Source organism: Myxococcus xanthus (assembly GCF_013116825.1).
GTDB lineage: Bacteria > Myxococcota > Myxococcia > Myxococcales > Myxococcaceae > Myxococcus > Myxococcus xanthus_B.
Genome location: NZ_JABFNS010000135.1, coordinates 1 through 26,323, shown reverse-complemented (window position 1 = coordinate 26,323; position 26,323 = coordinate 1). Strand labels below are relative to the sequence as shown.

Sequence of the window (26,323 nt, the reverse complement as noted above, 5' to 3'; positions counted from 1 at the left end):
CCGCTGTCCTGCGGGGGGCTGTCTCTCATCGTGGGCTCCAGTGTGAATGGGCCCACGGTCCTGCGGGTGTGCGACGGCATCGCGGGGTGTGACCATCTCGACGCGCGCAACCTGGGCGAGGCGACAGGGAGCTGCGCGGGGGCGCCCGCCGCGCCGGTGGTCTCCTTCACCTGCCCGGCCGGGGGCTACTACAGCGTGATGACCGCGCCGGCTTCGAGCACGACCGTGGAATGGCTGGCGAACGTCGAGGCGTATCCGGACTCCGCGTCCATCTACGGCCTGTCCGAACAGCAGGTCTATTCCGTGCGCGAGGGCGCATTCTACGGAAACATCTTCCTTCCGAACGAGCTGGGGGCAGAGGTGGACGTCGTGGAAACCTGGGACGGGAGCAAGAAGGGGTACAGGGTGGTGGGCGCCGACGTCATCGTGCCCGGCTCCATCTACCGGAAGATGTTCTCCTGCTACGACCCGGCCTGGTCGAGCGGGGCGGCGTACGCGGTGAACCGCGTCTGCGCGCTGCCCTCGTCGGGCTCGAACTGCGCCGCGAGCGTGACGGGGCCCTGCTTCACGTCCCTCAGTCCGCCCGTGGCCGGTAAGTGCGAGATCCTCGATGGGGCCCTCACTCCGGGGGATGGCGACTATGAGGCGTGCCACGACCATGACAACGTGCTGTGGACGCAGTCGGTGACCACCTACCTCCATACCCCGTGCGACGTGGTGGCGAAGGAGCTGCGCACCCAGCTCTGCGGGCGTGCCTCGGTGCCCACCAAGCCGCTGCCTTCGAGGGAGGAGCTGCCCTTTCCCTTCCCTCGGAAGAAGTAGGCATTCTGCCGCATGGCGTCGGGTGACGAAGAGGCCCTCTATGGCGAGGAGTTGGGCGTCGGCGCCCTGGTATCAGACTGGCTGGTGGAGCAGGTCCATTACCGGGGGCCTGTCTCCACGCTCTATCGTGCCCGACACGTCCGCACGGGGGCGCCCGCGGCGCTGAAGGTCCTGCTTCCACAGCCCTCGGATGTCGCCCTGCGGCGCTTCCGTCGGGAGGCGCAGACGCTCCAGCGGTTGAGCCATCCGCACATCGTCAACGTGCTTGGCTACGGCACGCTCGCGGACGGGCGGCCCTTCATCGCGATGGAGTGGTTGGAGGGGAGGGACCTCGCGGCGGAGCTGGCATTGCGCGGACCTCTGTCGCCGGGAGAGGCGCTGGAGGTGCTGGAGCAGGTGGGCGGCGCGCTGCGCACCGCGCACCAGGCCGGTGTCGTGCACCGGGACTTGAAGGCACAGAACGTGGTGCGCTTGAGCGCGTGCGGTGGCGCACCGCGCGTGAAGCTGGTGGACTTTGGCGTGGCGAAGGGGCTGACGCCGAATGCGCCGGGCGCGTCCACGCTCACGCTGACGGGCGTCTCCCTGGGCACGCCGTTGTCCATGGCGCCCGAGCAGATTCGCGGCGAGCCGCCTGACGCCCGCACCGACTTGTACGCGATGGGCGTGCTGCTCTTCCAACTCGTCACCGGGCAGCCGCCCTTCCAGGGCGCCACCCGGCACGAGGTGGAGGACCTGCACCTGAATGCGCCGCCTCCTCGGCCCAGCGAGCGCGCCCCGGTGCCTGCCGCACTGGATGCCGTGGTGCTGCGCAGCATGGGGAAGCGGCGTGAGGACCGATACCCGGACATCGATGCCTGGCTCGATGCGCTCCGGCGCGCGGTGAAGGGCAGCCCCACGGAGGACCAGCCCACGTTCGCCGTGGCGCTGTACGCGGAAGCCCGGCTCCACGGCGCGGTGGAACCTTCGTCCTTGGAGCGGCTGGACGCGTTGCTGGAGCGCGTGGGGGGGGCCGCGCGCGCCGCGGGGCTGGACGTGCGGCTGGAGGGGAGCGGTTGCCTGCTGGCCTTCGCGCCGCTGCCGCCTGAAGCAGGGGCGGAGCAGGCCGCGCGAGCGCGCGTGCTGCACGCCGCGCTAGCCCTGGTGGAGTTCGTGGCGGCGAGCGAGGCGCCGCGCGCGGTGGACCTGGCCATCACCGTTCACGTCGCGGAGCTGCCTCGCGAGGAGCGCGGCGGCGGATTGTTGCACCTGCCGGGCTGGGTCGCGGAGCCACCAGGAACGGACCTGGTGGCGACCGCGCGGGCGCTCGAGGGGCTGGAGACGGCCTTCCTGGCGACACCCGTGTCCGCCGCGGGACTGGGGTGCTGGCGCGTCAGCCGCCCGCGGTGAGGCTCACGGCTTGATGCCGTGGCGTCGCAGCAGGCGGTAGAGGTGGACGCGGTCCATGCCCGCGGTGACGGCTGCCTGGGCCACCTTGCCCTGGTGCTTCTCCAGCAGCGCGCGCAGGTAGCGGCGCTCGAAGTCATCGACGACGTGACGGCGCTGGTCGGCGTACGGCTGCGAGGGGTCCACCTCGGGTGGGCCGGAGCGGTGGGCTTCTTCCTCGGAGAGCTCTACTGCTTCCTCGAAGACGAGGCAGCGTTCCAGGTAGTTGCGCAACTCGCGCACGTTGCCGGGCCACGCCGCGTGCCGCAACCGGGCCAGGAAGTCCTGCGTGCGCAGCGCGGCCGTGCGCTCGCGGTCCGCGCCGAGCAGGTCGAGGATGCCCTCCACCAACATGGGCAGGTCCTCCGGACGCTGACGCAGCGGCGGGAGCAGCAGGCGCAGCACCGCGAGCCGGAAGAAGAGGTCGGAGCGGAACCGGCCCGCGTTGACCTCCGCGCGGAGGTCCCGGTGCGTGGCGGCGACGAGGCGCACGTTCACCGGCTGATACGTGTTGCTGCCCACGCGGCGAATCTCGCGGTTCTCCAGCACGCGCAGCAGCTTGGGTTGCAGCTCCGCGGGCAGCTCGCCAATCTCGTCCAGGAAGACGGTGCCGCCGTCGGCTTCCTCGAAGACGCCCGCGCGCCGCTGGACGGCGCCGGTGAACGCGCCCTTCTCGTGGCCGAACAGCTCGCTCTCCAACAGGTGCGCGGGGATGGCGCCACAGTCCACGATGAGGAAGGGCGCGTCGCGCCGGGGACTCGCCTGGTGGATGGCCAGCGCGGCCTGGCTCTTTCCGGTGCCCGTCTCGCCTTCGAGCAGCACCGTCACATCGCGGCCCGCCGCGCGCTCCATCATCGCGAAGCAGCCCCGCATGGCCACGGAAGCGCCCACCAGCGTGCCGAAGCGCGAGTTCTCCGACAGCGGCAGGCGGTTGTTCTCCGCGCTGAAGTCGAAGCGCAGCACCACGCGGCCCAGGCGCAGCAGGCTGCCACTGCGCAGCACGCCCTCCACCACCTGCACTCCGTCGACGATGACGCCGTTGAGGCTGTCCAGGTCCTTCACCTGGGGGCCCCGAGGTCCGATGCGCACCTCGCAGTGGAACCGGGACACCGTGGGGTCCTCCACGGCGAAGTCGTTCAGCGGGTGCGAGCCCACCGAACAGGTGTCACCCGTGGACTCCCACGTCGTCCCGATGTTCGGACCTTCCGCCACCGTGAGCCGGAACCGGCGCACCGTGGAGGCATCATAGCCCCGGCGTGCGTGCTCGTAGGGCAGCGTGACGTGCAGCGGCGTGTCACCCCCACCTTCGACTTCCATCCTCCATTGCGATTCGCCCTTCGCGTCCGGCGAGGAGGGTGCGGCAAGAGCCCGGTCCAATGCAGACATGGAAGTCAAGATATCACGGGGGCCGGCATCCGAACGGTTCTCTCCCGGGCCCATTCTGATGGGGGGCCGCCCGCTCCTTTGGGCGGGAGGCAGGTCCCGCGCGGAGGCGCGGCGTCTCCGGGATTTCCGTAAGTCGCGGCTGTCTGGGCCGTCTCGGCTGAGAGGTGCTGTGTCACAGCGGACTCGGAGTGTCGCGGACCCCACATGTCGGCGCGGGCGGTCGTGCTGATGAAATCACAGACATGCCGCCGAGGGGCATCACATCGCCCCATCCGCCCGGGGATGAAGCCATGTCTGTCATTTCACGGGGCGGAGTTTCAACAGGGGGCGCTACCTGTCGTGTTTGCCTGGGCCTCTGGTAGGAATGGGCCATGGCGACACGGGGTAGGCGCCGCGCGACGCGCGGTGGGGGGACGCAGGGGCTGACGTTCGACGCGGTGCGCGCGCTGGCGTTGTCCCTACCGGGGATGGAGGAGGGCTCGTCCTTCGGGACGCCCGCGTTCCGCGTGCGCAAGAAGTTCATCGCCCGCTTCCATGAGGACGGCGAGTCGCTGGTGGTGAAGGTAGAGCCCGGCGTCCGGGATGTCCTCATGCAGGCCGAGCCAGACAGTTGCTACATCACCGAACATTACGCGGGGTACCCCGAGTACCTGCTCGTCCGCGTTGCCGCGGCGCGTCCGGCGCTGGTCCGCCAGCTGTTGGAGGACGCGTGGCGGAGGGCTGCCTCCCAGCGGCAGTTGGCGGAGCGGGCGCGCGACGCGGACTGACGCACGCGTTTTCGCGGCAGGCGTTGGCAGGCCCGGCATTCGATGCGAGGCTATGGGAGAAGAGGGGGCAGGCCGGGAAGGGGCGCAACGCATGGTAGCGCCCATGCTGGCCGGTCTCACCGGAGCGGGAGACCCGACATGTCAGAGTCAGCAGGTGGCCAGGGCGAGGGGCGCGGGCGGCTGCGCACGCCCGTGGAGGGTGCCCTCCGGGCGGTGCGTTCTCTGGTCGAGTTGGAGGACACGGACCGGGCGGCACAGCTCTATGAGGAGCTGGGCGATGCGCAGCGCGAGCGCATCCGTCACGAAGCTGAACAGGGACCGGCGAAGGAGCGCCGTGGCTTCGTCGAGGTGCTGCGGCGCGCGCGGGACTTCCTGGGCGCGGCCCGGCTGATGGACGGCCAGGGCGAGGACGCCACCGCCGGGGACCTCTACTTCCAGAGTGGGAAGTACATGGCCGCCGCGGAGAGCTACCTCCGGGCGGGTGATGCCGAGCGCGCCGCCGCCGCCTTCGAGCGAGGTGGCGCGCTGGAGCGCGCGCTGGCCATCTACCGGGAGCTGGGCTCGCGCGAAGCCATGGCGCAGTGCCTGGTGCGCCTGGATCGTCCCTTCGAGGCGGCCACGCTCTACCGGGAGCTGGGACAGGCGCACGCGGAGGTCGAGGCGCTCGGAGGCGTGCGCGTGGAGGACCCGCGCTTCGTGGAGGCGGTGCTGCGCATCTGCCAGTTGCTGGACGCCGAGGGCTTCACGCACCGGGCGCTGGCGGTGCTCGCGGACGCGGTGAGCAGCTCGGAGGACGCGCGCGGGGACCCGGCGCTGGTGACGGAGAAGGCCCGGCTGCTGCGCCGCATGGGGATGGAGGCGGAAGCGGAGGCCATGCTCATCCGCCGTTCGGGAGGCGCGTCGGCGCCCGCGGCGAACGGGTACCGGTTCCTCAAGGCCATCCCCATCTTCGGCGAGCTGTCCCTGGAGGACATGAAGGACCTCTACCGGCTGGCGCGTCAGGTCGTCATCGCGCCCGGCGCCGTGTTGCTGGAGAAGGGCGCGCCCGGCCTGGGGCTCTTCGTCCTGATGGATGGCACCGTGGACGTCTTCAGCGGCCCCGAGGAGGACGCCCGGCACCTCAACACGCTGGGGCCAGGGGCGTACCTGGGGGAAATCTCCCTGGTGCAGGATGGACCCGTGTCCGCCCATGTCCGCGCGCGGACCTCCGTGCGGGCGCTGCGCATCAGCCGTGTCGACTTCGAGCGCTTCGTGGATACGCACGAGGCGGCGGCGCTGCGCATCTTCCGCCTCTTCACCCAGAACCTCGCGGGACGGGTTCGTGCGCTGAGCACCTGACAGGGATGGCCCACGGCGTATGTCTACGTGGGGCCGAGCGGGAGCCGGACGCTGAACGTGGTCCCTTTCTCCGGCACGCTGGACACCTGGATGTCGCCCCCGTGCGCCGAAACGACCTGATGGGCGATGAAGAGGCCGAGCCCCAACCCACTGTAGTTGCGGCCGGAGACGGCCCGCATGAACCGGTCGAAGACGTGGGGCAGTGCTTCCGGCGCGATGCCGATGCCTTCGTCGCGAACGTTCAGCCGCGCCATGCCGCCTTCCTCGCGCAGGCTGACGTGAATCGGCTTGCCCCCTCCGTACTTGAGCGCGTTGGAGAGGAGGTTGGTCATCACCTGCTCCACCCGGCGTGTGTCCCATTCGCCCTGCACGGGCGCCGGCGCGTCCAGTTCCACGGTGCTTCCGAGCTGATTGGCTTGTGGCTGGTAGCGGGCGACGACCTCTCGAAGCAGCGCCGTGAGGTCCGCGGGCACGCGCTCCAGGGTCAGCTGGCCCACGCTGATGCGTGACACGTCAAGGAGGTCGTCCACCAGCTCCACCAGCTTGCGCACCTGGCGGACGGCGACGTCGAGGTCGCGCTCCACGCGCTCGCTCGGCAGCATGCCTCCCGGAGCGCTGTCGACGGCGCGGCGCATGGCCGTCAGCTTCAGTTGCAGCGGGGTGAGCGGGGTGCGCAGCTCGTGGGACGCCACGGACAGAAAGTCGTCCCGGATGCGAAGCGCCTCCCGCAGGCGCTCCATCTCCCGTTGCTCCTGGGCCTGGTAACGGGCGGTGAAGTCGCGCGTCACCTTGCCGAAGCCTCGCAGCTGCCCTGTCTCGTCATACAGCGCGGTGATGACGACGTTGGCCCAGAAGCGGCTGCCGTCCTTGCGGACGCGCCAGCCGTCCTCTTCGAAGCGGCCCTCACGCGTCGCCACGTCGAGCCCGTGCCGCGGCCGGTTCCGTGCCACGGCTTCGGGCGGATAGAAGCGGCTGAAGTGCTGCCCCAGAATCTCGTCCGCGCGGTAGCCCTTGATGCGCTCGGCGCCCGGGTTCCAGCTTGCTACGTAGCCGTCCACGTCGAGTGTCAGGATGGCATGGTCGGTGACGCTCTCAATCAACAGCCGGAGCTGGTCCGCAGTGTCTTGCTTGGATTCGCTTTGGCCGGAGTATGCGATGCGCCTGGCACGTCCGGGGCATCCGTTGGTGTCTTCCATGGGGCTCCTGCTCTGACTCGCTGGTATGAGAACACGCCCCCCTCCGTCACGGGGAATCGAGCGATGTGCCCATCGGCCATCGGACACTCCGGCCGGCGCACGGGCAGGCGGCCAGCCGGTGCGAGTCCCCGACGCGGGGGGCGGGTGCCCCTCCAACTTGTCGAGGGAGGGGTCGTCACGAAGGTCGACTCGGACCCATGCGGGAGTTAACATGCCGCGCCGAATGTCCATGCAGGGTGGCGCCGGTGACGATCCCGATCGGGGGCGGCGCATCGGGAAATACGAAATCCTCACGCGTCTCTCCATGGGAGGGATGGCGGAGCTGTTCCTGGCCTACACCTCGGGGCCTGGGGGATTTCGCAAGTTTGTCGCGGTGAAGCAGATTCTCCCGGACATCAAGAAGGACGAGCAATTCGTCCAGATGTTCCTGGATGAGGCGCGCATCACCGCGGCCTTCTCGCACGCGAACATCGGTCAGGTGTTCGATTTGGGCGAGGAGGGCGGCGAGCTGTACCTCGCCATGGAGTTCCTGCCCGGGCAGAACCTGGAGCAGGTGGTGAAGGCCTCCACGCGCCAGGGCTATCCGTTGCCGCTCGGCTTCGTCGGGCGGGTGATTCGCGATACCTGCCTGGGCCTGCACTACGCGCATCACTTCACGGACCCGTCGGGCCGGCCCGCGGTGGTGGTGCACCGCGACGTGTCTCCGAAGAACGTGATGCTCACCTACGACGGCGTCGTGAAGGTGATCGACTTCGGCATCGCCAAGGCGCGCGGACGGTTGGGGCGCACTCAAGTGGGGACGGTGAAGGGGACCAGCGGCTACATGTCCCCGGAGCAGGTGCGAGGCGTGGCCACCCTGGATGGCCGCAGTGACTTGTTCTCCGTGGGCGTCATGCTGCACGAACTGCTGAGCGGCCAGCGGTTGTTCAGCGGGCCGCACGAAGCGGCGGTGATGATGCAGATCGTGGAGGCCGACGTGCCTCCGCTGCGCGGCATCAACCCGGATGTCCCCGAAGCCTTGGAAGCCGTGGTGACGCGAGCGCTGTCCCGGGACGTGTCCCAGCGCTTCACCAACTGCCGGGAGATGGCGCGCGCCATTGAAGCGGCGCTCGGCTCGGAGATCTTCGACGAGGACGGCATGACCGCCGTCATGGGCGACCTCTTCGCCGACAAGCGCCAGAAGACGCGCACGCTGTTGGAGCTGGCCAGTCGCGCGGAGGATGCCCGCGTCAGCGAGGCGGCGGGTGCCCTCCAGCAGGACGACAGCGCGGACTCCGCCCCCACGTCGCAGATGCCGGCCCCGCGCGCCCGGCCTGGTTCGCCTTCGGCCCCACATTCGAGCGCGCCCAAGCCCGTGCCCCAGCGCCGTCCGGCGGAGGGCGGCGTGGCTTCGCGTGGCCCCTCAGGTGCAGCCAACGGGAGCGCGCCCAAGCCCGCCCCTCAGCGCCGGACCAGTGAGGTGGCTTCTCTGGCTTCGCGCACGCCTCGCGGAGGTCAGGACAGCGCGCCGGCCGCGCGTACACCTCGGCCGCGGCCCACTGCCCGGCAGGAGGCCCCGGCCGAGCCCGAATCCCTCGACGAGCCGAGTGATCTCCAGACGCAGCGCTTCCGTTCCCGGCCCCAGCGGCCCGGCGCGGACGGTGCTCGGGCCTCCGGACGGTCGGCGCGCCCCGATGCGTCCCGGGCCTCGGACACACCGGTGGAGACGCCCGCCGCCCGTCCGCCGTCGCGCTGGGCCAGCCGGCTGTTCCTGCTCCTCCTGGTGGGAGGGCTCGGTTGGGCTGCGACGCTGCCTGCCGTGCGTGCGCAGCTCCTGCCGGGCTTCGAAGCCGCCAAGGCGTGGGTGAGCGCGGAGTTGAATCCGCCGCCGGCGGAGGACCCCGCGAACCAGCCCTGGCCACCGCAGCAGGCGGGGCCGCCGCCGGGCTTCCGTCGGGCCGAGCCAGAATCTGCACCTTCCGAGCCTTCCCAGGCTGTCGCCCAGACCGAGCAGGCCGCTGGTGGCGAAGGCTCGGACGGGGATGCGGTGGAGGGCGCGCCTGAAGCCAAGGCCCCGACGAAGGCCCCGCCCGGGCGGAAGGCGAAGGAAGGTGCCTCTTCGCCGGCGCGGTGGGCGGCTGCCTCCAAGGCCGAGGCCGAACCTGCCAGCGCCAAGGCCGTGCCGTCCGCGCAGGTCAGCCCACCTCCGCGCGAGCCAGCGCCTCGCGTGGCGGCGGCCCAGCCGGCCGCCGAGCCCGTCACCACGGCGACGCAGGACCCCGAGGGAATGGCGGAGGTGCTGGATACCAGCACGGCGAAGGGGGCCGCGAAGGCGGGCCTGGGGTGGATGACGCTCTATACGGTGCCGCGGGCGGCCGTGTTCGACGGCGCCACGGAGCTGGGTACGACGCCCTTGAAGAAATTCCCGCTACCCGTGGGGGTCTACCGCCTGCGCGTGGTGGACCCGACGGGGGTGGAGTCGGTGAGCAGGCTCCTCTCGGCTCCCATCAAGCCGGGCGAGGAGACGAAGATTCAAATCCGGCTGGCGGATCTCCCACCGTACAAGGAGTGAGCGCCGTCCTTGACGCTCCGGACCCCCGTCACTAGGGTCCGCGCGCTATGTATTTTCAGGACCTTATCTTCACGCTCCAGAAGCACTGGGCCGACCAGGGGTGCATCAACACGCAGCCCTACGATGTCGAGGTCGGCGCGGGCACGATGGCCCCGTACACCTTCCTGCGTGCCCTGGGCCCGGAACCCTGGAACGTGGCGTACGTGCAGCCGTCGCGGCGTCCCGCGGACGGCCGGTTCGGAGAGAACCCCAACCGCCTGTTCCAGCACCACCAGTTCCAGGTCATCCTCAAGCCGGCGCCGAAGAACGTCCAGGAGCTGTACCTGGGGTCGCTTCGGAAGATTGGCATCGACCCGTTGGAGCACGACATCCGGTTCGTCGAGGACGACTGGGAGTCGCCCACGCTCGGCGCCTGGGGCCTGGGCTGGGAAGTGTGGTGTGACGGCATGGAGGTGACGCAGTTCACCTACTTCCAGCAGTGCGGCGGCTTTGACTGCAAGCCCGTCTCCGCGGAGCTCACCTACGGGTTGGAGCGCATCTGCATGTTCCTGCAGAACGTGGAGAACGTCTTCGACATCGAATGGGTCAAGGGCGTGAAGTACCGCGAGGTGTTCCACCCCAACGAGGTGGAGATGAGCAAGTACGCGCTCCAGGAGTCGGACGCGCAGATGCTCTTCGCGCTCTTCGACGCGTACGAGAAGGAGTGCAAGCGCCTCATCGAGCGCCAGTTGCCGCTGCCCGCGTACGACTTCGCGCTGAAGTGCTCGCACGCGTTCAACCTGCTGGACGCGCGCGGCGCCATCTCCGTCACGGAGCGCGCCAACTTCATCAAGCGCGTGCGCGACAACGCCAGGTTGTGCGCGGAGGGCTACCTCCAGATGCGTGAGCGGCTGGGCTACCCGCTGCTCAAGTCGCCGTGGACGGTGGGTGAGCAGCCCCCGGTGCTGGAGGGCAAGCCGGCCAGCGACTACTGGAAGACGGTCGTCCTCAACAAGCCCGTGGAGAAGAAGCAGAAGGCGGAGGTGGCCCATGGCGCGTGACCTGCTCCTGGAAGTGGGCGCGGAAGAGATTCCGGCGTCCTTCATCGGACCCGCGCTGGACGACCTGAAGCGCGTCATCACCGAGCGCATGGCGGACGCCCGCCTGAAGCATGGCGAGGTGCGGACCTTCGGCACGCCGCGGCGGCTCGCGGTGTGGGTGAAGGACGTGGCGGACGCGGGCGAGGACATCATCAAGGAGGTGCTGGGTCCCAGCGCCAAGGCTGCCTTCGACGCGCAGGGCAAGCCCACCAAGGCGGCGGAGAAGTTCGCCGAGAGCCTCAAGCTCGCGGTGGACCAACTGGGCCGCGCCACCACCGCCAAGGGCGAGTACCTGTCCGCGCGCGTGGAGGAGAAGGGCCGCCCGGCGGCGGACATTCTGAAGGACACGCTGCACGCGGCGGTGCACGGCATCAACTTCCGCAAGTCCATGCGCTGGGGTGACGTGGACACGTCCTTCGCGCGCCCGGTGCAGTGGCTGGTGGCGCTGCTGGGGAGCGATGTGCTGCCCGTGGTGTTCGGTGACGTGACGAGCGGCCGGACCACGCGGGGGCACCGCTTCCTGTCGCCCGACGCCATCGAGCTGAAGGCTCCGGCGGAGTACGAGGTGGCGCTGGAGAAGGCGCACGTGGTGGCGGACATCACGAAGCGCCGCGCGCAGCTGGTGGAGAAGGTGAGGGCGGCCGCGAGCAAGGCCGGCGCCCAGCTGTTGGAGGACGAGTCGCTGGTGGACCAGGTGACGAACCTGGTCGAGCTGCCCAGCCCGGTGGTGGGCACCTTCGAGGAGCGCCACCTGGACCTGCCTCCGGAGGTGCTGGTGCAGGAGATGAAGAGCCACCAGCGCTACTTCTCGCTGGTGGACAGCGCGGGCAAGCTGCAGCCGAAGTTCATCGCCGTGTCCAACACGCCGGTGCGCGACGAGCAGCTCAGCCTGCGCGGCTACCAGCGCGTGCTGCGCGCGCGACTGGCGGACGGCCGCTTCTTCTTCGACGAGGACCGGAAGACGCCGCTCATCGACCGCGTGGAGAAGCTGGGCCGCGTGGTGTGGCAGGGGCAGCTGGGGAGCTACCTGGAGAAGGTGGAGCGCTTCCGCACGCTGGCGGTGTGGCTGGGCCAGCAGGCGGGGCGGGCAGGGGATGCGGCCACCATCGAGCGCGCCGCCACGCTGGCCAAGGCCGACCTCGTCACCGGCATGGTGGGCGAGTTCCCCGAGCTCCAGGGCATCATGGGCCGCGAGTACGCTCGCGCGGGCGGTGAGCCGGACGCCGTGGCCCTGGCCATCGCGGAGCACTACCTGCCGCGTGGCGCCGAGGACGCGCTGCCCACGCAGGATCCGGGCGCGCTCATCGGCATCGCGGACAGGCTGGACTCGCTGTGCGGCATCTTCGCCATCGGCAAGGCGCCCACGGGCGCGGCGGACCCGTTCGCCCTGCGCCGCGCGTGCATCGCCATCATCCGGTTGGTGCTGGGGCGCGGCTACCGCTTCAGCCTGTCGGCCGCGGTGGACGAGTCGCTCCGGCTGCTGGCGCCGAGGATTGCCAACGCCAAGCGCAAGGCCGGCGAGCCCGCGCCGCGTGAGCAGGTGCTGGAGTTCTTCCGCGGCCGCCTCAAGGCGCTGTGGGGTGAGCAGCACCGCACGGACGTCGTGGAGGCGGTGCTGTCCGCCGGCTTCGACGACCTCGTGGCCGCGCAGAAGCGCCTGGAGGCCCTGAGCCACATCGTGGGCCGGGCGGACTTCCAGCCCCTGGCCGTGGCCTTCAAGCGCGTGGTCAACATCGTGGAGAAGCAGGGCCGCGACGTGCAGGGGGGAGAGACCAACCCCCAGAAGCTGGTGGACGAGCCGGAGCGGAACCTCCACACCGCCTTCACCCAGGCCCGGAGCACGGTGTCGGGGTTGGTGCGCGCGGATGACTTCTCCGGTGCTCTCCGGGAAATCACGGGGCTGAAGCCCGCCGTGGACACCTTCTTCGACAAGGTGATGGTCATGGCCGAGGACAAGGCCCTGAGGGAAAACCGCATCCGCCTGCTCGTGGAGATTGGCGCCCTGTTCAACCAGGTGGCCGACTTCTCGAAGATCCAGGCTGAAACGGCCGCCGCGGCCTGATGCGTGGCCTGCCTGCCCTCCGGGGGATGAAGCACCCCGGGGGGCACGGTTGCGTCGGGCGCAAGGCGCATGGGAATGGCCCGCCGTGTTTCCGGTTGCCCGGGGGGAGACCCCTTCCTACACTCCGCCCCCCTCCGATGCGCGCCTACCTTCTTACCTCCGCGCTGCTCCTCGTGTCCTGCAACGTCGGCACCGAGAGCAAGCCCCCTCCGTCCACCCGGCTCGTGTACCCGAGCGGTCTTGCCTTCTGGCGCCCCGAAGCGGGTCCGTCCACCAACGGATACCTCTACGTGGCGAGCGCCAACTTCGACAAGTGCTACGACTCGGGGTCGGTCGTCGCGCTGGACCTGGACTCCGTGGGGGTGCGCCCCTTCGGCGCGGACTTCGACCCCGGGGAGTCGCTGCCCAACGACGTCACGTCGCTGGGCATCGGCGCCCAGTCCTACGTGCAGATTCAGAGCTTCGCCGGGGAGATGGCCATGTGGAGCCCTCCGGGGCGGCCACCGCGGCTGTTCGTCCCGGCGCGGGCGGAGGGCAGTCTGCTTCACGCCATCGACGTGGGCGATGACGGCCTCAGCCTGAGCTGCGTGCAGGGCGGCGAGCGCGACTGCCGCGTCAATGCGCTGTCGCTGCTGGATGTCCCAGGCGCCTCCAACGGACTGCCTTCGGCTCCGGGGCCGCTGGGGGTCAGCGTCGCGGGCAACGGCGAGGACGCTCGCGTCTGGGTGACGCACACGGAACTGGCCGGGCCGCCGACGACCTTCACCGAAGCGGACCTGGCGGGATACGTGCTTCATCTCCCCGCGGCGAACCCCACGCGCGACGCGCTGAACACCAGCGAGTTCGTGGCGCTGGGGACCAACGACCGGCTCTCGGGCGTCGCGCACGCGACGGCCATTGGCAGCCGGTATGTGTACGCCTCGGGGCGCAACTCTTCCTCCGCGCAGATGGGGGCGCTGCCGGCGCGCTTCATCCTGCGGCTGGTGGACCGGACCGTCGCGGGCCGCGTGCTGGAGACCGACCTGGAGCTGTCGTACTCGGTGCGTGAGGCGCGCGGCGTGGCGGTGGTCCCGTCGGCCACGCGCGTGCCCGACCCGGCGTCGCCCGAGCTCACCATCGTGGATGAGCGCGTCTACCTGCTGGCGCGCGGTCCGGACACGTTGCTCATCCTGGACGTCCTGAACGCGGCGGGCACGGCGCCCGACGCGGGGACGACCCCCAGCGTGCGCATCGTGTCGGCGCTGCCGGTGCCCGCGGGCGCCAGCGAACTGGAAGTCATTCCTCGCGGCCCTGGTCGCGGCAACCTGGTGGCGGTGACGGGCAGCGGCGACGAAGCCGTGGCCATCTTCGACGAAGAAGTGGGGCAACTCGTCGCCCAGGTGCAGGTGGGCGACAACGACCCGAACCAGCCCAGCCAGCCCTTTGGCCTGGCCGCGGACGTCCGCGGCAACAGCGCTCGCATCTTCACCAGCACCTTTGGTGACGGCCGCGTGGCCATCATCGACATTCCCGACCTCGACCGGCCGCAGAACGCCCGGTTGGTGGCGCGGCTCGGCGCCCGGCAGGGAAGAGATCCGCGCCAGGGCACCAGCCTGTGCCAGGAGACCTCACCGTGAAGCGCGGTACCCTTGCTCTGCTCCTCGCGAGCGCCGGCCTGTCCGGCAGTTGCTCCTCCACCAACGTGTCAACGGGCTTCGCTGGCCTGTCCGGCACGTTCGACGTGACGCTGGCCAACAACCTCGTCTTCGTCACGTCTTCGGACCGGGATGAGCTGCGCGTGCTCGACCTGGCGTCGAACCCCCGCACCTTCGTCCCGGCGCCCAACCCGCTGGAGGCCCTGTCCATCCCCGTGCTGGACCGGCCGGACGCGCTCACGCGCGACGTGGCGTACAACGCGGAAGGCAACGACGTCCCGGGGCCGTACGTCTACGCGCGCAGCTCGGGCTCGTCGGAGGTTTCGGTGGTGGCGTCCGCGCGCGACCAGCTCCGGCAGGTCGTCCGGCTCAAGGCGCCGAGCATCGTCACGGCCTTCGCGGCGCGCTCGCCCGCCGAGGGCAGCGGCGGACCGAGTACGCTGTACTACGCCATCCAGGACCCCGACGGCATCTTTGGCGCGGACACCGGTGGCGCCCGGGTGCTGCGGCAGGAGATTCCGGGGCCAGACGCACTGCAGGCCGCGGAGCCCGCGGCGATTCCCGAACCGGTGACGGTGTTCTGTCTCCAGCCCGGTGAGTCCATCCTGTCCATGACGATGCTGGCGGGCCAGGGCCAGTTCGCGGTGGCCACGCGGCAGGCGTCGGGTCGGTCGGGCCGCACGCTGCTCGTCACCGATTCGGGGCCGCTCGCGGACTGCCTTCAGCCTTCCGCGCCCACCGTGGATTTGTCCGAGGGCTTCGGCAACGTGCCGGTGCGGCTCCTGGTGAGCCACCCCCGGATCGCCATCCCCGGCGTCGAGGCCATCAACGCGGGCCGCTACATCTTCGGCGTCCGTGACGAGGCCTCTTGCTCCGCCGCGCGCGAGTGCACCGGAGTGCTCGCGGTGGACACCGAGTCATCGCCCCCTGGCCAGACGGCGCGGGACCTCAGCGGCGCGCCGATGCTGCCCATCTTCCCCGCGGGCGGCTTGCCGACGGGATTGGCCCTGATTCCGGACGCGCCGCTTCGCATCGTGCTCGACGATGGCTCGACGCCCCCTCTCACGGTGCCGCTCCTGGGCGTCATGCCGTCCTCCAACGGCTACATCTCGTTGTTCTCCGCGAGCGACCTGCGCCAGTTCGACCTGTCGGGGGCGAGCGCGCGCTCCACGGTGGCGCTGCTGGACAGCAACGAGCAGCCGCTCGTCATCGAGACGGCGGACCTGGTGACGGTGACCCAGGACCAGACGCTCCAGTCGACGGTGCTCTACGAGGGCTCCGTTCCGAACGGCTTCTACCGGATCATCTACCAGGGCGCGTTGCCAGGGCTGAGCGGCCTGCCTCGGGACCCCTCTACGCCGCGGCTCTTCGAGGCCGAGCCCACCGTGGCCGCTCCGGCGCGGGCCGGGGACATCATCGTCCTGGAGGGCACGGATGTGCTGTGCGCCGTCGACCTGCCCATCGCGTCGGTGGAGCCCGTGGCGGGGACCACCCGGGTGCGCTTCGCCATCGCGGACTCGCAGGAGATTCCGACGGACTGCGCCAACCTCGCGCGCTTCACCGTCCGTGCGGGGGGAGACCAGCCCTTCGTCCTCTTCGACGAGGCGGGCACCTTCCTGTCCCGCGATGTGACGGGGGCCTCGAGCTACAGCATCCCGACGGAGTACTTCTTCCACCCCGACACCTTCTACTTCGACGACGACTCCAACCCTCAGACGCCGCCGGTGCCGAACCTGTCCAAGTTCCCGCAGCCGCCGCCGCCGCTTCGCATCCGCGTGGCGGCCGTGGGCCGCGAGGTGCGTCGGGGAGACCGCTACGCGGTGACGGTGATTTCCGGCATCCGCAACTACATCTTCACGCCGGACGTCAGGGCGGGGACGGAGCTGGCCTTCTATACGTTGCCGGGGCCTGTGGTGGCCGCCCAGGACCGCAGCGCGAGGTTCGCCTACATCGCCTACCCGTCGGCGGACGGCATTCTCCAGGTCGGCTTTCAGGGGCTCACCGACAACCGGGCGCAGTCATTGGCCCTGGTTCCCTTCGAGTAACTGGGCGGGAGTGGAGGCCTCTGCTATCGTCCGGGGCTTCCTGGTTCACGCGAGTCAAGACCGATGATCGATCAGAACTCCCGTCCTGCCCGCAAGGTAGGCATCGCCGACCACCTGTGGGAGGCGTTCGAAGACATGGCCCAGCAGATGGGCTCGGATCGCGACGCCCTGATCAATCAGGCGCTCTTCATGTTCGCGCGCCTGAACGGCTTCCTCGAGGTGAAGTCCCGCTCCGAGGCCGCCGTGGCACCCGTGGCCGCTGCGCCGGTGAAGCCCGTGCAGGCCGCCGCGCCGCCGCGTCCTGCCGCGCCGCCGGTGTTGGCGCCCGCGCCCCGGCCTGAGTCCACGCCCGCGCCCGCGCGTCCTCCCGTGCGCGCCACGCCGGAAGAGCGGGCCTCCGCCAATGGCCTGGACAATGACCCGGTGCGCCGCGAGGTGGCCGAGCGCGTCCTGGAGACCGCCGCGGAGCTGGAGCGCCTCATCAAGGGCAAGAACAGCGAGCCGCCCCCTCCCGCCGACGACATGGTGGAGGAGGACGAGGAGCCGCTGCCCGAGGCCGAGGATCCGGGCCTCATGGACGAGGAGCCCCCCCCCGATGAGGTCGAGGAAGAGCCCGCCGACGACCTCGCCGAGGAGGAGGATGTCGGCGCGCTGTACCTGGTCACCGAGTCCGGTGAGCAGGAGCAGATCGTCAAGGAGCGCTTCGTCATCGGCCGCGGCAAGCACTGCGACTTCGTCATCAACTCCGGCAAGGTCTCCCGTGAGCACGCCGTCATCGTCCACGAGGGCGACGACTGGATCATCGAAGACCTGGGCTCGTCCAACGGCACCTGGTTCAACAAGCAGCGCATCAAGCGCCGCAAGGTCGAGGACGGGGACGAGTATTTCATCTGCAGCGAGAAAATCCGTCTCCTGGTCCGATGATGCGGTGACCCAGGCCCCGTCCCGCGGGGCTTCTGGTTGTTCGCCAATTGACGGGCTCCAGGCGTCCCTGGTTTGATACCGGACGCCTGCCGCGAAGAGGACAGGCGATGATGACGCCTGTTCAAATCGCGTTGTGGACGGTTCTTGGAGTGGCCCTCGTGATCTCCGTGGTGACGGATGTGCTTCGCCGCGAGATCCTCGACGCGGTCACCTACCCGCTGATGGCGGTGGGCCTGGGCGTGCGCCTGGCCACCGAAGGGGTGGGGGACCTGGAGCATGGGCTCATCAGTGGTGTGGTATCGGGGGTAGGGCTCGCGTTGATGCTGCTGCCAGCGGCGCTTCGCGGGCGGATGGGGTGGGGCGACGTGAAGTTGATGGGCGGGGTCGGAGCCGTGCTGGGCTTCCCGGCGGTGCTCGCGGCCGCGGCCTTCATCTCACTGGTGGGCGCGCTTCAAGCGGTGGTGACACTGCTCTGGCAAGGCGCGGTTTGGGACACGCTGGCGGCAGTGGTGCGCCGGTGGGCGGTGTGGGTGCGTTTGGCCAGCGCGGACGCGCAGCCGGCGCCCCAGCGCCACATTCCCTATGGAGTGGCCATCGCGCTCGGCACCGTCTGGGCGCTGTGGTGGCAGCACGGAACGTTGGGTTAGCTCGGACTTCTGGAAGAGAAGAGGGGACACGGACGATGTTCACACGCATCACGCATGCCGCGGCGCTAGGCGCCCTCATCGCACTGGTGGCGGGCGGCAGCGCCCTGGCGCAGGATGGCACCACCGTCAGCCTCGGCGTGGGTTCCCAGAAGGTGATCACCATCCCTGGCCTCAGCCGCGTGGCGCTCGGTGATCCGAGCGTCGCCGAGGTGAAGACGCTCGGCTCTGGCCAGCTGCTCATCACCGGTCAGGCTGAAGGCAAGACGACGCTGCTCGTCTGGAAGTCCTCGGGCCAGCGCGTCAGCTACCTGGTGGCGGTGCGCAAGCAGGACCCCAACGAGGTCATCTCCGAAATCAAGCGCCTGCTGGGTGAGATTGAAGGCGTCTCCGTCCGCATGGTGGGAGATCGCATCTACCTGGACGGTCAGGCCTACACCACGCAGGACGCCGACCGCATCGAGCAGGTGGTGGGCCTCTACCCGAACGTGAAGTCGTTCGTGAAGATTGCCCCCAACGCCAAGAAGCTGGTGGCCCAGAACCTCAACGCGGCCTTCCAGAAGGCGGGCCTGAAGAACGTCCAGGCCAACGTGGTGGGCGCCACCATCTTCCTGGAGGGCTCCGTGGAGAGCCAGCAGGACCTCCAGAAGGCGGAGCTCATCACCAAGGCCATCGGTGAGAAGGTGGAGAACCTCCTCGTCGTCGGCATCAAGCGGATGATCCTCTCCGAGGTTCAGTTCGTCGAAATCCGCCGCAACAGCCGCGACCGCTACGGCATCCGCTACCCGACCGACATCACCGGTACCGCGACGGCCATCGCCAGCATCTCCCAGGAGCTCTTCCCGGGCACCTTCGGCTCCGGCGTGTCCACGCTCACCCTCAACGCGAACTCGGACTTCTCCTTCGGCTTCCAGGGCAATGACGGTTACGGCCGTCTGCTCGCGCAGCCCAAGCTGGTGTGCGCGAGCGGTGAGAAGGCGGAGTTCCTCGCCGGTGGCGAGGTTCCCATCCCGCTCATCACGAACAACCAGTTCACGGTGGAGTTCAAGAAGTACGGCGTCATCCTGAACCTGCGCCCCACCGCGGACCGCAACGGCAACATCCAGACGGAGATCGAGGCGGAGGCCTCTGAAATCGACACCTCCGTGGCGGTGTCCTTCGGTGGTTCGTCCTCCATCCCCGGCTTCCGGACCCGCAAGGTGAAGACGAACGTCACCGTGCGCCATGGTGAGACCATCGTCCTGTCCGGCGTGTTCAGCCACGACGAGCAGAAGTCCGTGTCGAAGCTCCCCGGCCTGGGTCACATCCCCATCATCGGTGAGCTCTTCAAGAGCCGCGGTTTCGACTCCACCAAGCGCGAGCTGGTCATCTTCGTCACGCCGCGCATCGTCAACCCGGACTCCGACAAGGTCCGCACCATCATCGAGGACGTGAAGAGCCGCTACAAGCAGGCCCGGTCCGAGGTGAACTTCAACATCTTCGACTGAGGCGGGCGCCCCGGGCGCCGTTTCAGACGGGCCCTCCGGGCCCACGGCGCGGGCCGGCTTCTTCCCTTCCGGGGCGGTTGCCGGCCCGTCGCCTTGCGGGCGAGCATGCAACCCGGTTCTCACGCTTTGAGGACGAAGGGGGGCTTGCTAGCATCCGTCCCCATGTTTCTCATCACCCTCGCGGAAAAGGGCGGCGGGACCGAGCAGCGCGAGTATCACAAGAATGAAGTCACCATCGGCCGTCTGCCGGGCAATGACATCATCCTCGCGAAGGGCAACGTCTCCAAGTACCACTCGCGAATCGTTGCCAAGGACGGGAAGTTCATCATCGTGGACATGAAGTCCACGAATGGCACGTTCGTGAACGGCAAGAAGATTGCCGCGCCCCAGGTTCTCAAGCCGACCGACCAGGTCTACATCGGCGACTACATCCTCAACGTGGAGGCGCTCGAGGACGAGGGCCCGGTGATGACCCGCGCGGGTCAGGCCGAAGAGGAGTACTACGACGAGCAGGGCGAGGAGCCCTACGATGACGAGGAAGGGGCTTACGAAGACGAAGCGCCCTACGAGGAGGAGGAAGAAGAAGCGCCGCCTCCCGCGCCCGCTCCCAAGGGCATGCCGGCGTCGCTGGCGTCCGCCCTGGCGAAGAACAAGCGCAAGGTGGATCCGCGTCAGGAGCGCTACACCCGGCTCCAGAAGGAAATCCATGACCGGCTCATCGAGTACCTCGATCTGCGCCGCATGGACATGGACCGGCTCGGCGACGACGAGCTGTGGCGCCGCACCGAGAAGGCCATCCGCGACATCATCGACCAGATGGAAGCGGACGGAGAGCTTCCGGAGGACGTGGACCGCGAGGAACTGCTCACTGACGTCATCAACGAGGCGCTGGGGCTCGGGCCCCTGGAGGCGTTCCTCGCGTCGGATGACATCAGCGAGATCATGGTGAACCACGCCAACCAGATCTACATCGAGCGCAAGGGCAAGCTGACCCTGTCGGAGAAGACGTTCTCCTCCAACCAGGCGGTGCTCGGCGTCATCGAGCGCATCGTGGCGCCCATCGGCCGCCGCATCGACGAGTCCAGCCCGCTGGTGGACGCGCGCCTCAAGGACGGCAGCCGCGTCAACGCCATCATCCCTCCGCTGGCGCTGAAGGGTCCCTGCATCACCATCCGCAAGTTCAAGAAGGACTCGCTGAAGATCGCGGACCTCATCAAGTACAAGACCGTCACGGCGCAGATGGCCGAGTTCCTGGAGATGTGCGTCAAGGCCCGGCGCAACATCGTCATCTCCGGCGGCACCGGCTCCGGGAAGACGACGACGCTGAACATCATCAGCTCCTTCATCCCGGAGGGTGAGCGCATCATCACCGTGGAGGACGCCGCCGAGCTGCAGCTGCCGCAGGACCACTGGGTGCAGTTGGAGAGCCGGCCGCCCAACCTGGAAGGCAAGGGCGCCATCACCATCCGCGAGCTGGTGAAGAACTGCCTGCGCATGCGGCCCGACCGCATCGTTGTGGGAGAGTGCCGCTCCGGTGAGACGCTGGACATGCTCCAGGCCATGAACACCGGCCACGACGGTTCGCTCACCACGCTCCATGCGAATACGCCGCGTGACGCCATCGCCCGCTTGGAGACGATGGTGCTCATGTCCGGCATGGACCTGCCGGTGAAGGCCATCCGTGAGCAGATCGCCAGCGCGGTGCACATGATCGTGCAGCAGACGCGCTTCTCCGACGGCACGCGGAAGATCTGCTACATCACCGAGGTGTCCGGCATGGAGGTCGACATCGTGACCCTCCAGGACATCTTCTATTTCAAGCAGGATGGCTTCACGGAGGACCACAAGGTCCGTGGCCGCTACGTCGCCTCCGGCTTCGTGCCGAAGTTCTACGACGAGCTGCAGCGTAAGGGCATCCCCGTCAACATGAGCATCTTCCGCGAGGACTGACGCGCCCATGGCCACCCTGGTCGTCCGTCACCCTGACGGCACTGAGAACGAATTCGCCATCACGGGCGAGCTGAAGATTGGCCGCCAGCAGGGCAGTGACATCCTCATCACCGAAGGGGGCGTGTCGCGGACGCACGCGCGCGTCTTCGACGAAGGCGGCACCGTCTTCATCGAGGACGTGGGCAGCGCCAACGGCACGTTCGTCGACGGCCAGCGCATCATGGAGCCCACGGCCCTGACGCCGCAGTCGGAGGTCCTCCTGGGGGACTACGTGCTGCGTCTCAAGGCGGCCCCGGCGCGGGGTTCTGGGGCCCGGCGCGCGGCGGCCAGGCCCGCGGCGGGGGGCGATGAGCCCATGCCGGTGGGCGACGAGGGCGGCGGCGTACGCGCCACCCGGGCCATGCCCAGCATCAAGAAGGGCCCCGGCGCGGCGAAGAGCGAGCCCGGCGCGGCGCTGGCGAAGCGGCCCGCGCGTCCGGCACGTCCCGCCCCGGGGGGCGGCGCACGTCCGGCGCCGGCGGGTGGCCCGGTGCTCCGCGGCATGGTCGGTCCCTGGGCCGGCCAGACATATCCGCTCAAGGGCAAGGTGCTCGTCGGGCGGCAGCCGCCCGCCGGCATCATGCTGGATGACGACTCCGTGAGCCGCCGCCACGCGGAGCTGGAAGCGACCAGCTCGGGCGTGACGGTGCGGGACCTGGGCAGCGCCAACGGGACGTTGCTCAACGGTGAGCCGCTGGACCAGACGCCGGTCCCGCTCGAGCCGGGGGATCAGCTCCAGTTCGGCGTGGTGGAGATGAGCTTCGAGCCCGAACCGTCCGCGGTGCCCGTGCGCCGGGGCGCGGCGCGTGGGGGCTCGGACGAGGATCCCGCCGCCAAGCGCAAGAAGCTCATCATGGTGGCTGCCGGACTGGTGGGCGTGCTGCTGATGGTGGGCATGGTGTCCTCCATCCTGAACCCCAAGCCGGTGGACGTTCAGGGGCCGGGTGGGGCCGCGCAGATGGATCCGACGCAGAAGATCCAGGATCTGCTGAGCGAGTGCCGCTCCTACGCCTCCAGCGAGCTGGGCGCCCCCAACTGGGAGAAGGCCCACGAGGTCTGCACCCAGGCGTTGGACCTGGACCCCATCCACCCGGAGGCGAACACGCTCATCCGGCGCATCAAGCTGGAGAAGGAGTCCTTCGAGTACTACTCGCAGGGCGAGCGGCTCCTGCAGCGCCTCAAGCCCGAAGAGGCCCTGGAGTCGTTCCGGAAGATCCAGAAGGAGAGCGAGTACTTCCGCCGCGCCCGCGCCAAGGCGCGCGAGGCCGCCGAGGCGGTGACGAAGCGCGCACAGGAGGACTGCAAGCTGTACCTGCGTGATTCGCAGTGGAGCGCCGCCGTGTCGCGCTGCGAGGTGTACATGGCGGTGTGGTGCCAGTCGAAGCCGCGCGAGGACCTGCAGCCGCCCCTGGGCTTCACGCTGAAGCTGGAGGGCCGCCTGCGCCGCGACGAGTGGCGGCCGAAGGATCCGATGTTCGTGAAGTTCCTCATCGCGCGGCAGAAGATGGATGCCAACGCGGCGCCGTGGGAGTGCCCGGTGGCGGAGGTGCTGGCCGGTGACGAGCGGGTCGTGGACCCGCGCACCTTCGTCATGGAGGCGGCGAAGAAGCGCTTCCCCAACAAGCTGATGCAGGCCGCGCTCCTGGACTACTGGAGCGGCCGTGGCAGCGAGGCGCTGGCCACCATGCAGAAGCTGCGCGCCAACTACGAGGCCGCGCAGTACCACGCCGAGGCGGACGAGCTGATGAAGATCATGTCCACCGTGGACCAGCTCTTCAAGGTGGGCCAGAGCTACCTGGCCGCCGAGGATCCGGAGAAGGCCGCGGAGCCCTTCCGCGAGGCGCTGGCCACGGACAAGGCGGTGATGCTGGAGCTGGCGGAGTCCAAGCCGTCCTTCTACCGGCGCAACATCCTCCAGGACATCGCGGAGAAGTCCTACCAGCGCGGCAAGCACTGGGCCGACCGCGAGGACCGCCGCCGCGCCTGCCGCGTGTGGAAGCTGGGGTTCAGCTTCTACGCGGGCAATCCGAACCTGAACAAGGCGGCGGCCTTCTGCTCCTCGAGGGCCCTGGAGGCCTTCCGTGCGGCGTCGGGCTGCGGCGACATGACGGTGGCGCTGGACTACGCCGTCAAGGGCGACGGTGTGGAGGAGATGGTCGTCGCGAAGCAGGCGGAGCTGGGCTGCAAGTAGCACGCGTCGTGGACAGGGCCGGGCGGGCGCGCTAGGCACGGGGGCATGGTCGACACCAGCCCTTCGCGCTCAGCGCCCACCCTGGTCCTCATCGACGCGTCGGGCTTCATCTTCCGCGCCTACCACGCCATCCCTCCGCTCACGACGAGCAAGGGCGTGCAGACCAACGCCGTGCTGGGCTTCACGCGCATGGTGCTCAAGGCCCTGCGTGAGCTGAAGCCCACACACGTGGCGCTCGCCTTCGACAAGGAGAGCCGCACCGAGCGCCAGAAGATTGATCCGACGTACAAGGCGAACCGCGAGGGCCCCCCGGAGGACCTGGTTCCCCAGTTCGCCCTCATCCGCCGCGTGGTGGAAGCCATCAACGTGCCCGTGCTGGAGGTGGCCGGCTGGGAGGCCGACGACGTCATCGGCACCCTGGCCGTGAAGGCGAAGCAGGAGGGGTTCTGCGTCCAGGTCGTCACCGGCGACAAGGACTTCGTGCAGATTGTCGACGACGACGTGCGCCTGTACGACCCGATGAAGGACGTGCACACGCTGCCCGAGGACGTGAAGGTGCGGCTGGGCATCGAGCCGGCGCAGATGCGGGACTACCTGGCCCTCATCGGCGACGCGGTGGACAACGTCCCCAAGGTGCCGGGCATCGGTCCGAAGACGGCCACCGAGCTCATCCAGCAGTTCGGTGACGTGGAGACGCTGCTCTCTCGCCTGGATGAGGTGAAGAAGCCGAAGATCCGGGAGAACATCGCCTCGCACCGCGAGAGCCTCCTGCGCGCCAAGGTGCTCGTCTCCTTCAAGACGGACCTGTCGCTGGACGTGCGCATGGCGGACCTCGTCCGCCGGCCGGTGGACGCGCAGCGCTCGCGCGAACTGTTCACCGAGCTGGAGTTCTTCGCCCTCCTCAAGGAACTGCCCCAGCAGGACGGTGTCGCCGGGGCGTCCGAGGAGGTGAAGGAGAAGCCCGCGCCGCTGGCGGTGACGCCGCGGCTGGTGGGCGCGGACGCGGAGCTCGCCCAACTGGCTGGCGCCGTGCGCGAGGCGGGCGCCGTCACCCTGATTCCCGCCTACGAGGGCTCGCCTTTCGGCGCGAAGCTGGTGGGCCTGGGCGTGGCGCTGCCGGACGGGCAGACGGCGTATGTGCCGCTGCGGCACGCGCAGCTCGGCGTCACCCAGGTGCGGCCGGAGACCTTCACCGCGGCCTTCCGCGAGGTGCTGGAGGACGCGGCGGTGAAGAAGGGCGGGCATGACCTCAAGGCGCTCAGCCTGGTGCTGGCCAACGACGGCATCACCCTGCACGGCGCGCACGACGACGTGGAGCTGCTCAGCTACCTGCTCAACCCGTCCCGCCGCGAGCACGCGCTGGTGGACCTGGCGCGCGAGCGGCTGAACACGGAGCTGCCGCTACTGCCGCCCGCCGCGGAGGGCAGGCGCGGCAAGAAGGACCGCGCGCTGGCGGACCACACGGTGGAGGAGGTGGCCACCGGCTTCGCCATCCGCGCCGAGGCCGCGCGCCGGCTGGCTCCCGAGCTGTGGAAGGAGCTGGAGGCGGCGAAGCTGGCGGCGCTGGCTCGCGACATGGAGCTGCCGCTGTTGCCGCTGCTGGCGCAGATGGAGCGCAGGGGCGTGCTGCTGGATACCGCCGAGCTGTCGCGTACCTCCGTGAAGGTGGACGCCGCCGTCGAGGCGCAGGTGAAGGAGGTCTACCGGCTCGCGGGCCGCGAGTTCAACATCGGCTCCAATCCGCAGCTGGTGGAGGTGCTCTTCACGGAGCTGAAGCTGCCCATCATCAAGCGGGGCAAGACGGGCCCATCCGCGGACCAGGAGGTGCTGGAGAAGCTGTCCGAGGAGCACCCGCTGCCGGGCGCCATCATCGAGTACCGCAGCCTGTCCAAGCTGAAGAGCACCTACCTGGACACGCTGCCCACGCTGGTGGCCGCCGACGGGCGCATCCACACCACCTACCACCAGGCGGCCACCGCCACCGGGCGCCTGTCCTCCACCGACCCGAACCTCCAGAACATCCCCGTCCGCACCGACCTGGGCCGGGAGATTCGCCGCGCCTTCGTGGCCGCGGGAGGGCACCAACTGGTGAGCGCGGACTACAGCCAGGTGGAGCTGCGGCTGCTGGCGCACATCGCGGATGACCCCGTGCTCATCGAGGCCTTCCTCCATGACGAGGACATCCACACCCGCACCGCGGCCGAGGTGTTCGGCGTGGCCAAGGAGCAGGTGGACCGCGAGCAGCGCCGCGTCGCGAAGATGGTGAACTTCGGCATCGCCTACGGCCTGTCACCGCACGGCCTGGCGGCGCGGCTGGGCATTGCCCAGGACGTGGCCCGCGACATCATCGAGCGGTACTTCACGCGCTACGCTGGCATCCGGCGCTACCTGGAGGAGACGGTCGATAGGGCGCGCAAGACGGGCTACGTGGAGACGCTCTACGGCCGCCGCCGCTACATGGCGGACCTGAACTCCAAGAACCGCGGCGTGGCCCAGGCCGCCGAGCGCGCCGCCATCAACATGCCCATCCAGGGCACCGCCGCGGACCTCATCAAGAAGGCCATGCTGGCGGTGGACGAGGCGTTGACGGCCCAGAAGCTGCGCACGCGGATGCTGCTGCAGGTCCACGACGAACTCCTCTTCGAGGCGCCCGATGCGGAAGTGGAGCAGGTGAAGGCGCTGGCAGTGAAGGCCATGTCCTCGGTGGCCGACCTGAAGGTGCCGCTCAAGGTCGAGGTGGGCGCGGGGCGCAGTTGGGCGGACGCGCACTGACGCGCGGGCAGGGC

General features: G+C 69.4%; 16 protein-coding genes and 1 pseudogene. 15 read left to right on the top strand and 2 right to left on the bottom strand.

What is annotated here, in order from left to right:
• Positions 1 to 822 (top strand): annotated as a pseudogene (locus HNV26_RS30250) (hypothetical protein); the annotation flags it as partial.
• A 12-nt stretch (positions 823 to 834) separates the two neighbouring features.
• Entirely contained in the window at positions 835 to 2,208 is a 1,374-nt protein-coding gene (locus tag HNV26_RS30245) for a serine/threonine-protein kinase (protein ID WP_171444287.1), read from the top strand.
• A gap of 3 nt (positions 2,209 to 2,211) precedes the next feature.
• On the opposite strand, the gene HNV26_RS30240 is transcribed toward HNV26_RS30245, so the two are convergent.
• Complete coding sequence (locus HNV26_RS30240; RefSeq protein WP_171444289.1) at positions 2,212 to 3,561, bottom strand: FHA and sigma-54 interaction domain-containing protein; 1,350 nt, start codon at positions 3,559 to 3,561, stop codon at positions 2,212 to 2,214.
• A gap of 440 nt (positions 3,562 to 4,001) precedes the next feature.
• Between HNV26_RS30240 and HNV26_RS30235 the strand changes: the two genes are divergently transcribed.
• Together HNV26_RS30235 and HNV26_RS30230 are read left to right on the top strand one after the other, a co-directional pair.
• Positions 4,002 to 4,397, top strand: a complete 396-nt coding sequence (locus tag HNV26_RS30235; protein ID WP_171444286.1) for an MmcQ/YjbR family DNA-binding protein — start codon at positions 4,002 to 4,004, stop codon at positions 4,395 to 4,397.
• A gap of 138 nt (positions 4,398 to 4,535) precedes the next feature.
• Positions 4,536 to 5,735, top strand: a complete 1,200-nt coding sequence (locus HNV26_RS30230) for a cyclic nucleotide-binding domain-containing protein (protein WP_171444285.1) — start codon at positions 4,536 to 4,538, stop codon at positions 5,733 to 5,735.
• Positions 5,736 to 5,758: 23 nt separating this feature from the next.
• On the opposite strand, the gene HNV26_RS30225 is transcribed toward HNV26_RS30230, so the two are convergent.
• Positions 5,759 to 6,931, bottom strand: a complete 1,173-nt coding sequence (locus tag HNV26_RS30225; protein ID WP_171444284.1) for a PAS domain-containing sensor histidine kinase — start codon at positions 6,929 to 6,931, stop codon at positions 5,759 to 5,761.
• 223 nt (positions 6,932 to 7,154) lie between these two features.
• On the opposite strand from HNV26_RS30225, the gene HNV26_RS30220 reads away from it, so the two are divergent.
• The 11 genes from HNV26_RS30220 to polA all read left to right on the top strand — a co-directional run bounded on the left by HNV26_RS30220 (position 7,155) and on the right by polA (position 26,309).
• Positions 7,155 to 9,482 (top strand): serine/threonine-protein kinase, encoded by a 2,328-nt coding sequence (locus tag HNV26_RS30220; RefSeq protein ID WP_171444288.1) that lies wholly within the window; start codon positions 7,155 to 7,157, stop codon positions 9,480 to 9,482.
• Between the two features lie 47 nt (positions 9,483 to 9,529).
• Complete coding sequence (glyQ, locus tag HNV26_RS30215) at positions 9,530 to 10,522, top strand: glycine--tRNA ligase subunit alpha (protein WP_171444283.1); 993 nt, start codon at positions 9,530 to 9,532, stop codon at positions 10,520 to 10,522.
• A complete protein-coding gene (glyS, locus tag HNV26_RS30210) occupies positions 10,512 to 12,623 on the top strand; it encodes a glycine--tRNA ligase subunit beta (RefSeq protein WP_171444282.1) in 2,112 nt (703 codons plus the stop codon). Before glyQ ends, glyS begins: the two co-directional genes overlap by 11 nt.
• 137 nt (positions 12,624 to 12,760) lie before the next feature.
• Positions 12,761 to 14,239: a YncE family protein gene (locus HNV26_RS30205; protein WP_253817204.1), complete on the top strand. Its 1,479-nt coding sequence runs from the start codon at positions 12,761 to 12,763 to the stop codon at positions 14,237 to 14,239.
• Complete coding sequence (locus tag HNV26_RS30200; RefSeq protein WP_366817059.1) at positions 14,236 to 16,302, top strand: hypothetical protein; 2,067 nt, start codon at positions 14,236 to 14,238, stop codon at positions 16,300 to 16,302. The genes HNV26_RS30205 and HNV26_RS30200 overlap by 4 nt, the downstream gene beginning before the upstream one ends.
• Before the next feature lie 63 nt (positions 16,303 to 16,365).
• Positions 16,366 to 17,226, top strand: a complete 861-nt coding sequence (locus HNV26_RS30195; protein WP_171444279.1) for an FHA domain-containing protein — start codon at positions 16,366 to 16,368, stop codon at positions 17,224 to 17,226.
• Positions 17,227 to 17,333: 107 nt separating this feature from the next.
• Entirely contained in the window at positions 17,334 to 17,873 is a 540-nt protein-coding gene (locus HNV26_RS30190; protein WP_020478566.1) for an A24 family peptidase, read from the top strand.
• A 35-nt stretch (positions 17,874 to 17,908) separates the two neighbouring features.
• On the top strand, positions 17,909 to 19,357 hold the full coding sequence (locus HNV26_RS30185; RefSeq protein ID WP_090494915.1) for a type II and III secretion system protein family protein: 1,449 nt from the start codon (positions 17,909 to 17,911) through the stop codon (positions 19,355 to 19,357).
• 162 nt (positions 19,358 to 19,519) lie between these two features.
• Positions 19,520 to 21,307: a TadA family conjugal transfer-associated ATPase gene (locus HNV26_RS30180; protein WP_171444278.1), complete on the top strand. Its 1,788-nt coding sequence runs from the start codon at positions 19,520 to 19,522 to the stop codon at positions 21,305 to 21,307.
• 7 nt (positions 21,308 to 21,314) lie between these two features.
• A complete protein-coding gene (locus tag HNV26_RS30175) occupies positions 21,315 to 23,537 on the top strand; it encodes an FHA domain-containing protein (protein WP_171444277.1) in 2,223 nt (740 codons plus the stop codon).
• Positions 23,538 to 23,582: 45 nt separating this feature from the next.
• Positions 23,583 to 26,309, top strand: coding sequence for a DNA polymerase I (polA, locus tag HNV26_RS30170; RefSeq protein ID WP_171444276.1), 2,727 nt, complete (start codon positions 23,583 to 23,585; stop codon positions 26,307 to 26,309).
• Positions 26,310 to 26,323 lie beyond the last annotated feature (14 nt).

What these genes read in the sequence shown, in the direction of transcription:
- HNV26_RS30245 (WP_171444287.1), top strand. Translation starts at nt 835, where the DNA reads ATGGCGTCGGGTGACGAAGAGGCCCTCTATGGCGAGGAGTTGGGCGTC.
- HNV26_RS30240 (WP_171444289.1), bottom strand. Translation starts at nt 3,561, where the DNA reads ATGGAAGTCGAAGGTGGGGGTGACACGCCGCTGCACGTCACGCTGCCC.
- HNV26_RS30235 (WP_171444286.1), top strand. Translation starts at nt 4,002, where the DNA reads ATGGCGACACGGGGTAGGCGCCGCGCGACGCGCGGTGGGGGGACGCAG.
- HNV26_RS30230 (WP_171444285.1), top strand. Translation starts at nt 4,536, where the DNA reads ATGTCAGAGTCAGCAGGTGGCCAGGGCGAGGGGCGCGGGCGGCTGCGC.
- HNV26_RS30225 (WP_171444284.1), bottom strand. Translation starts at nt 6,931, where the DNA reads ATGGAAGACACCAACGGATGCCCCGGACGTGCCAGGCGCATCGCATAC.
- HNV26_RS30220 (WP_171444288.1), top strand. Translation starts at nt 7,155, where the DNA reads ATGTCCATGCAGGGTGGCGCCGGTGACGATCCCGATCGGGGGCGGCGC.
- glyQ (WP_171444283.1), top strand. Translation starts at nt 9,530, where the DNA reads ATGTATTTTCAGGACCTTATCTTCACGCTCCAGAAGCACTGGGCCGAC.
- glyS (WP_171444282.1), top strand. Translation starts at nt 10,512, where the DNA reads ATGGCGCGTGACCTGCTCCTGGAAGTGGGCGCGGAAGAGATTCCGGCG.
- HNV26_RS30205 (WP_253817204.1), top strand. Translation starts at nt 12,761, where the DNA reads ATGCGCGCCTACCTTCTTACCTCCGCGCTGCTCCTCGTGTCCTGCAAC.
- HNV26_RS30195 (WP_171444279.1), top strand. Translation starts at nt 16,366, where the DNA reads ATGATCGATCAGAACTCCCGTCCTGCCCGCAAGGTAGGCATCGCCGAC.
- HNV26_RS30190 (WP_020478566.1), top strand. Translation starts at nt 17,334, where the DNA reads ATGATGACGCCTGTTCAAATCGCGTTGTGGACGGTTCTTGGAGTGGCC.
- HNV26_RS30185 (WP_090494915.1), top strand. Translation starts at nt 17,909, where the DNA reads ATGTTCACACGCATCACGCATGCCGCGGCGCTAGGCGCCCTCATCGCA.
- HNV26_RS30180 (WP_171444278.1), top strand. Translation starts at nt 19,520, where the DNA reads ATGTTTCTCATCACCCTCGCGGAAAAGGGCGGCGGGACCGAGCAGCGC.
- HNV26_RS30175 (WP_171444277.1), top strand. Translation starts at nt 21,315, where the DNA reads ATGGCCACCCTGGTCGTCCGTCACCCTGACGGCACTGAGAACGAATTC.
- polA (WP_171444276.1), top strand. Translation starts at nt 23,583, where the DNA reads ATGGTCGACACCAGCCCTTCGCGCTCAGCGCCCACCCTGGTCCTCATC.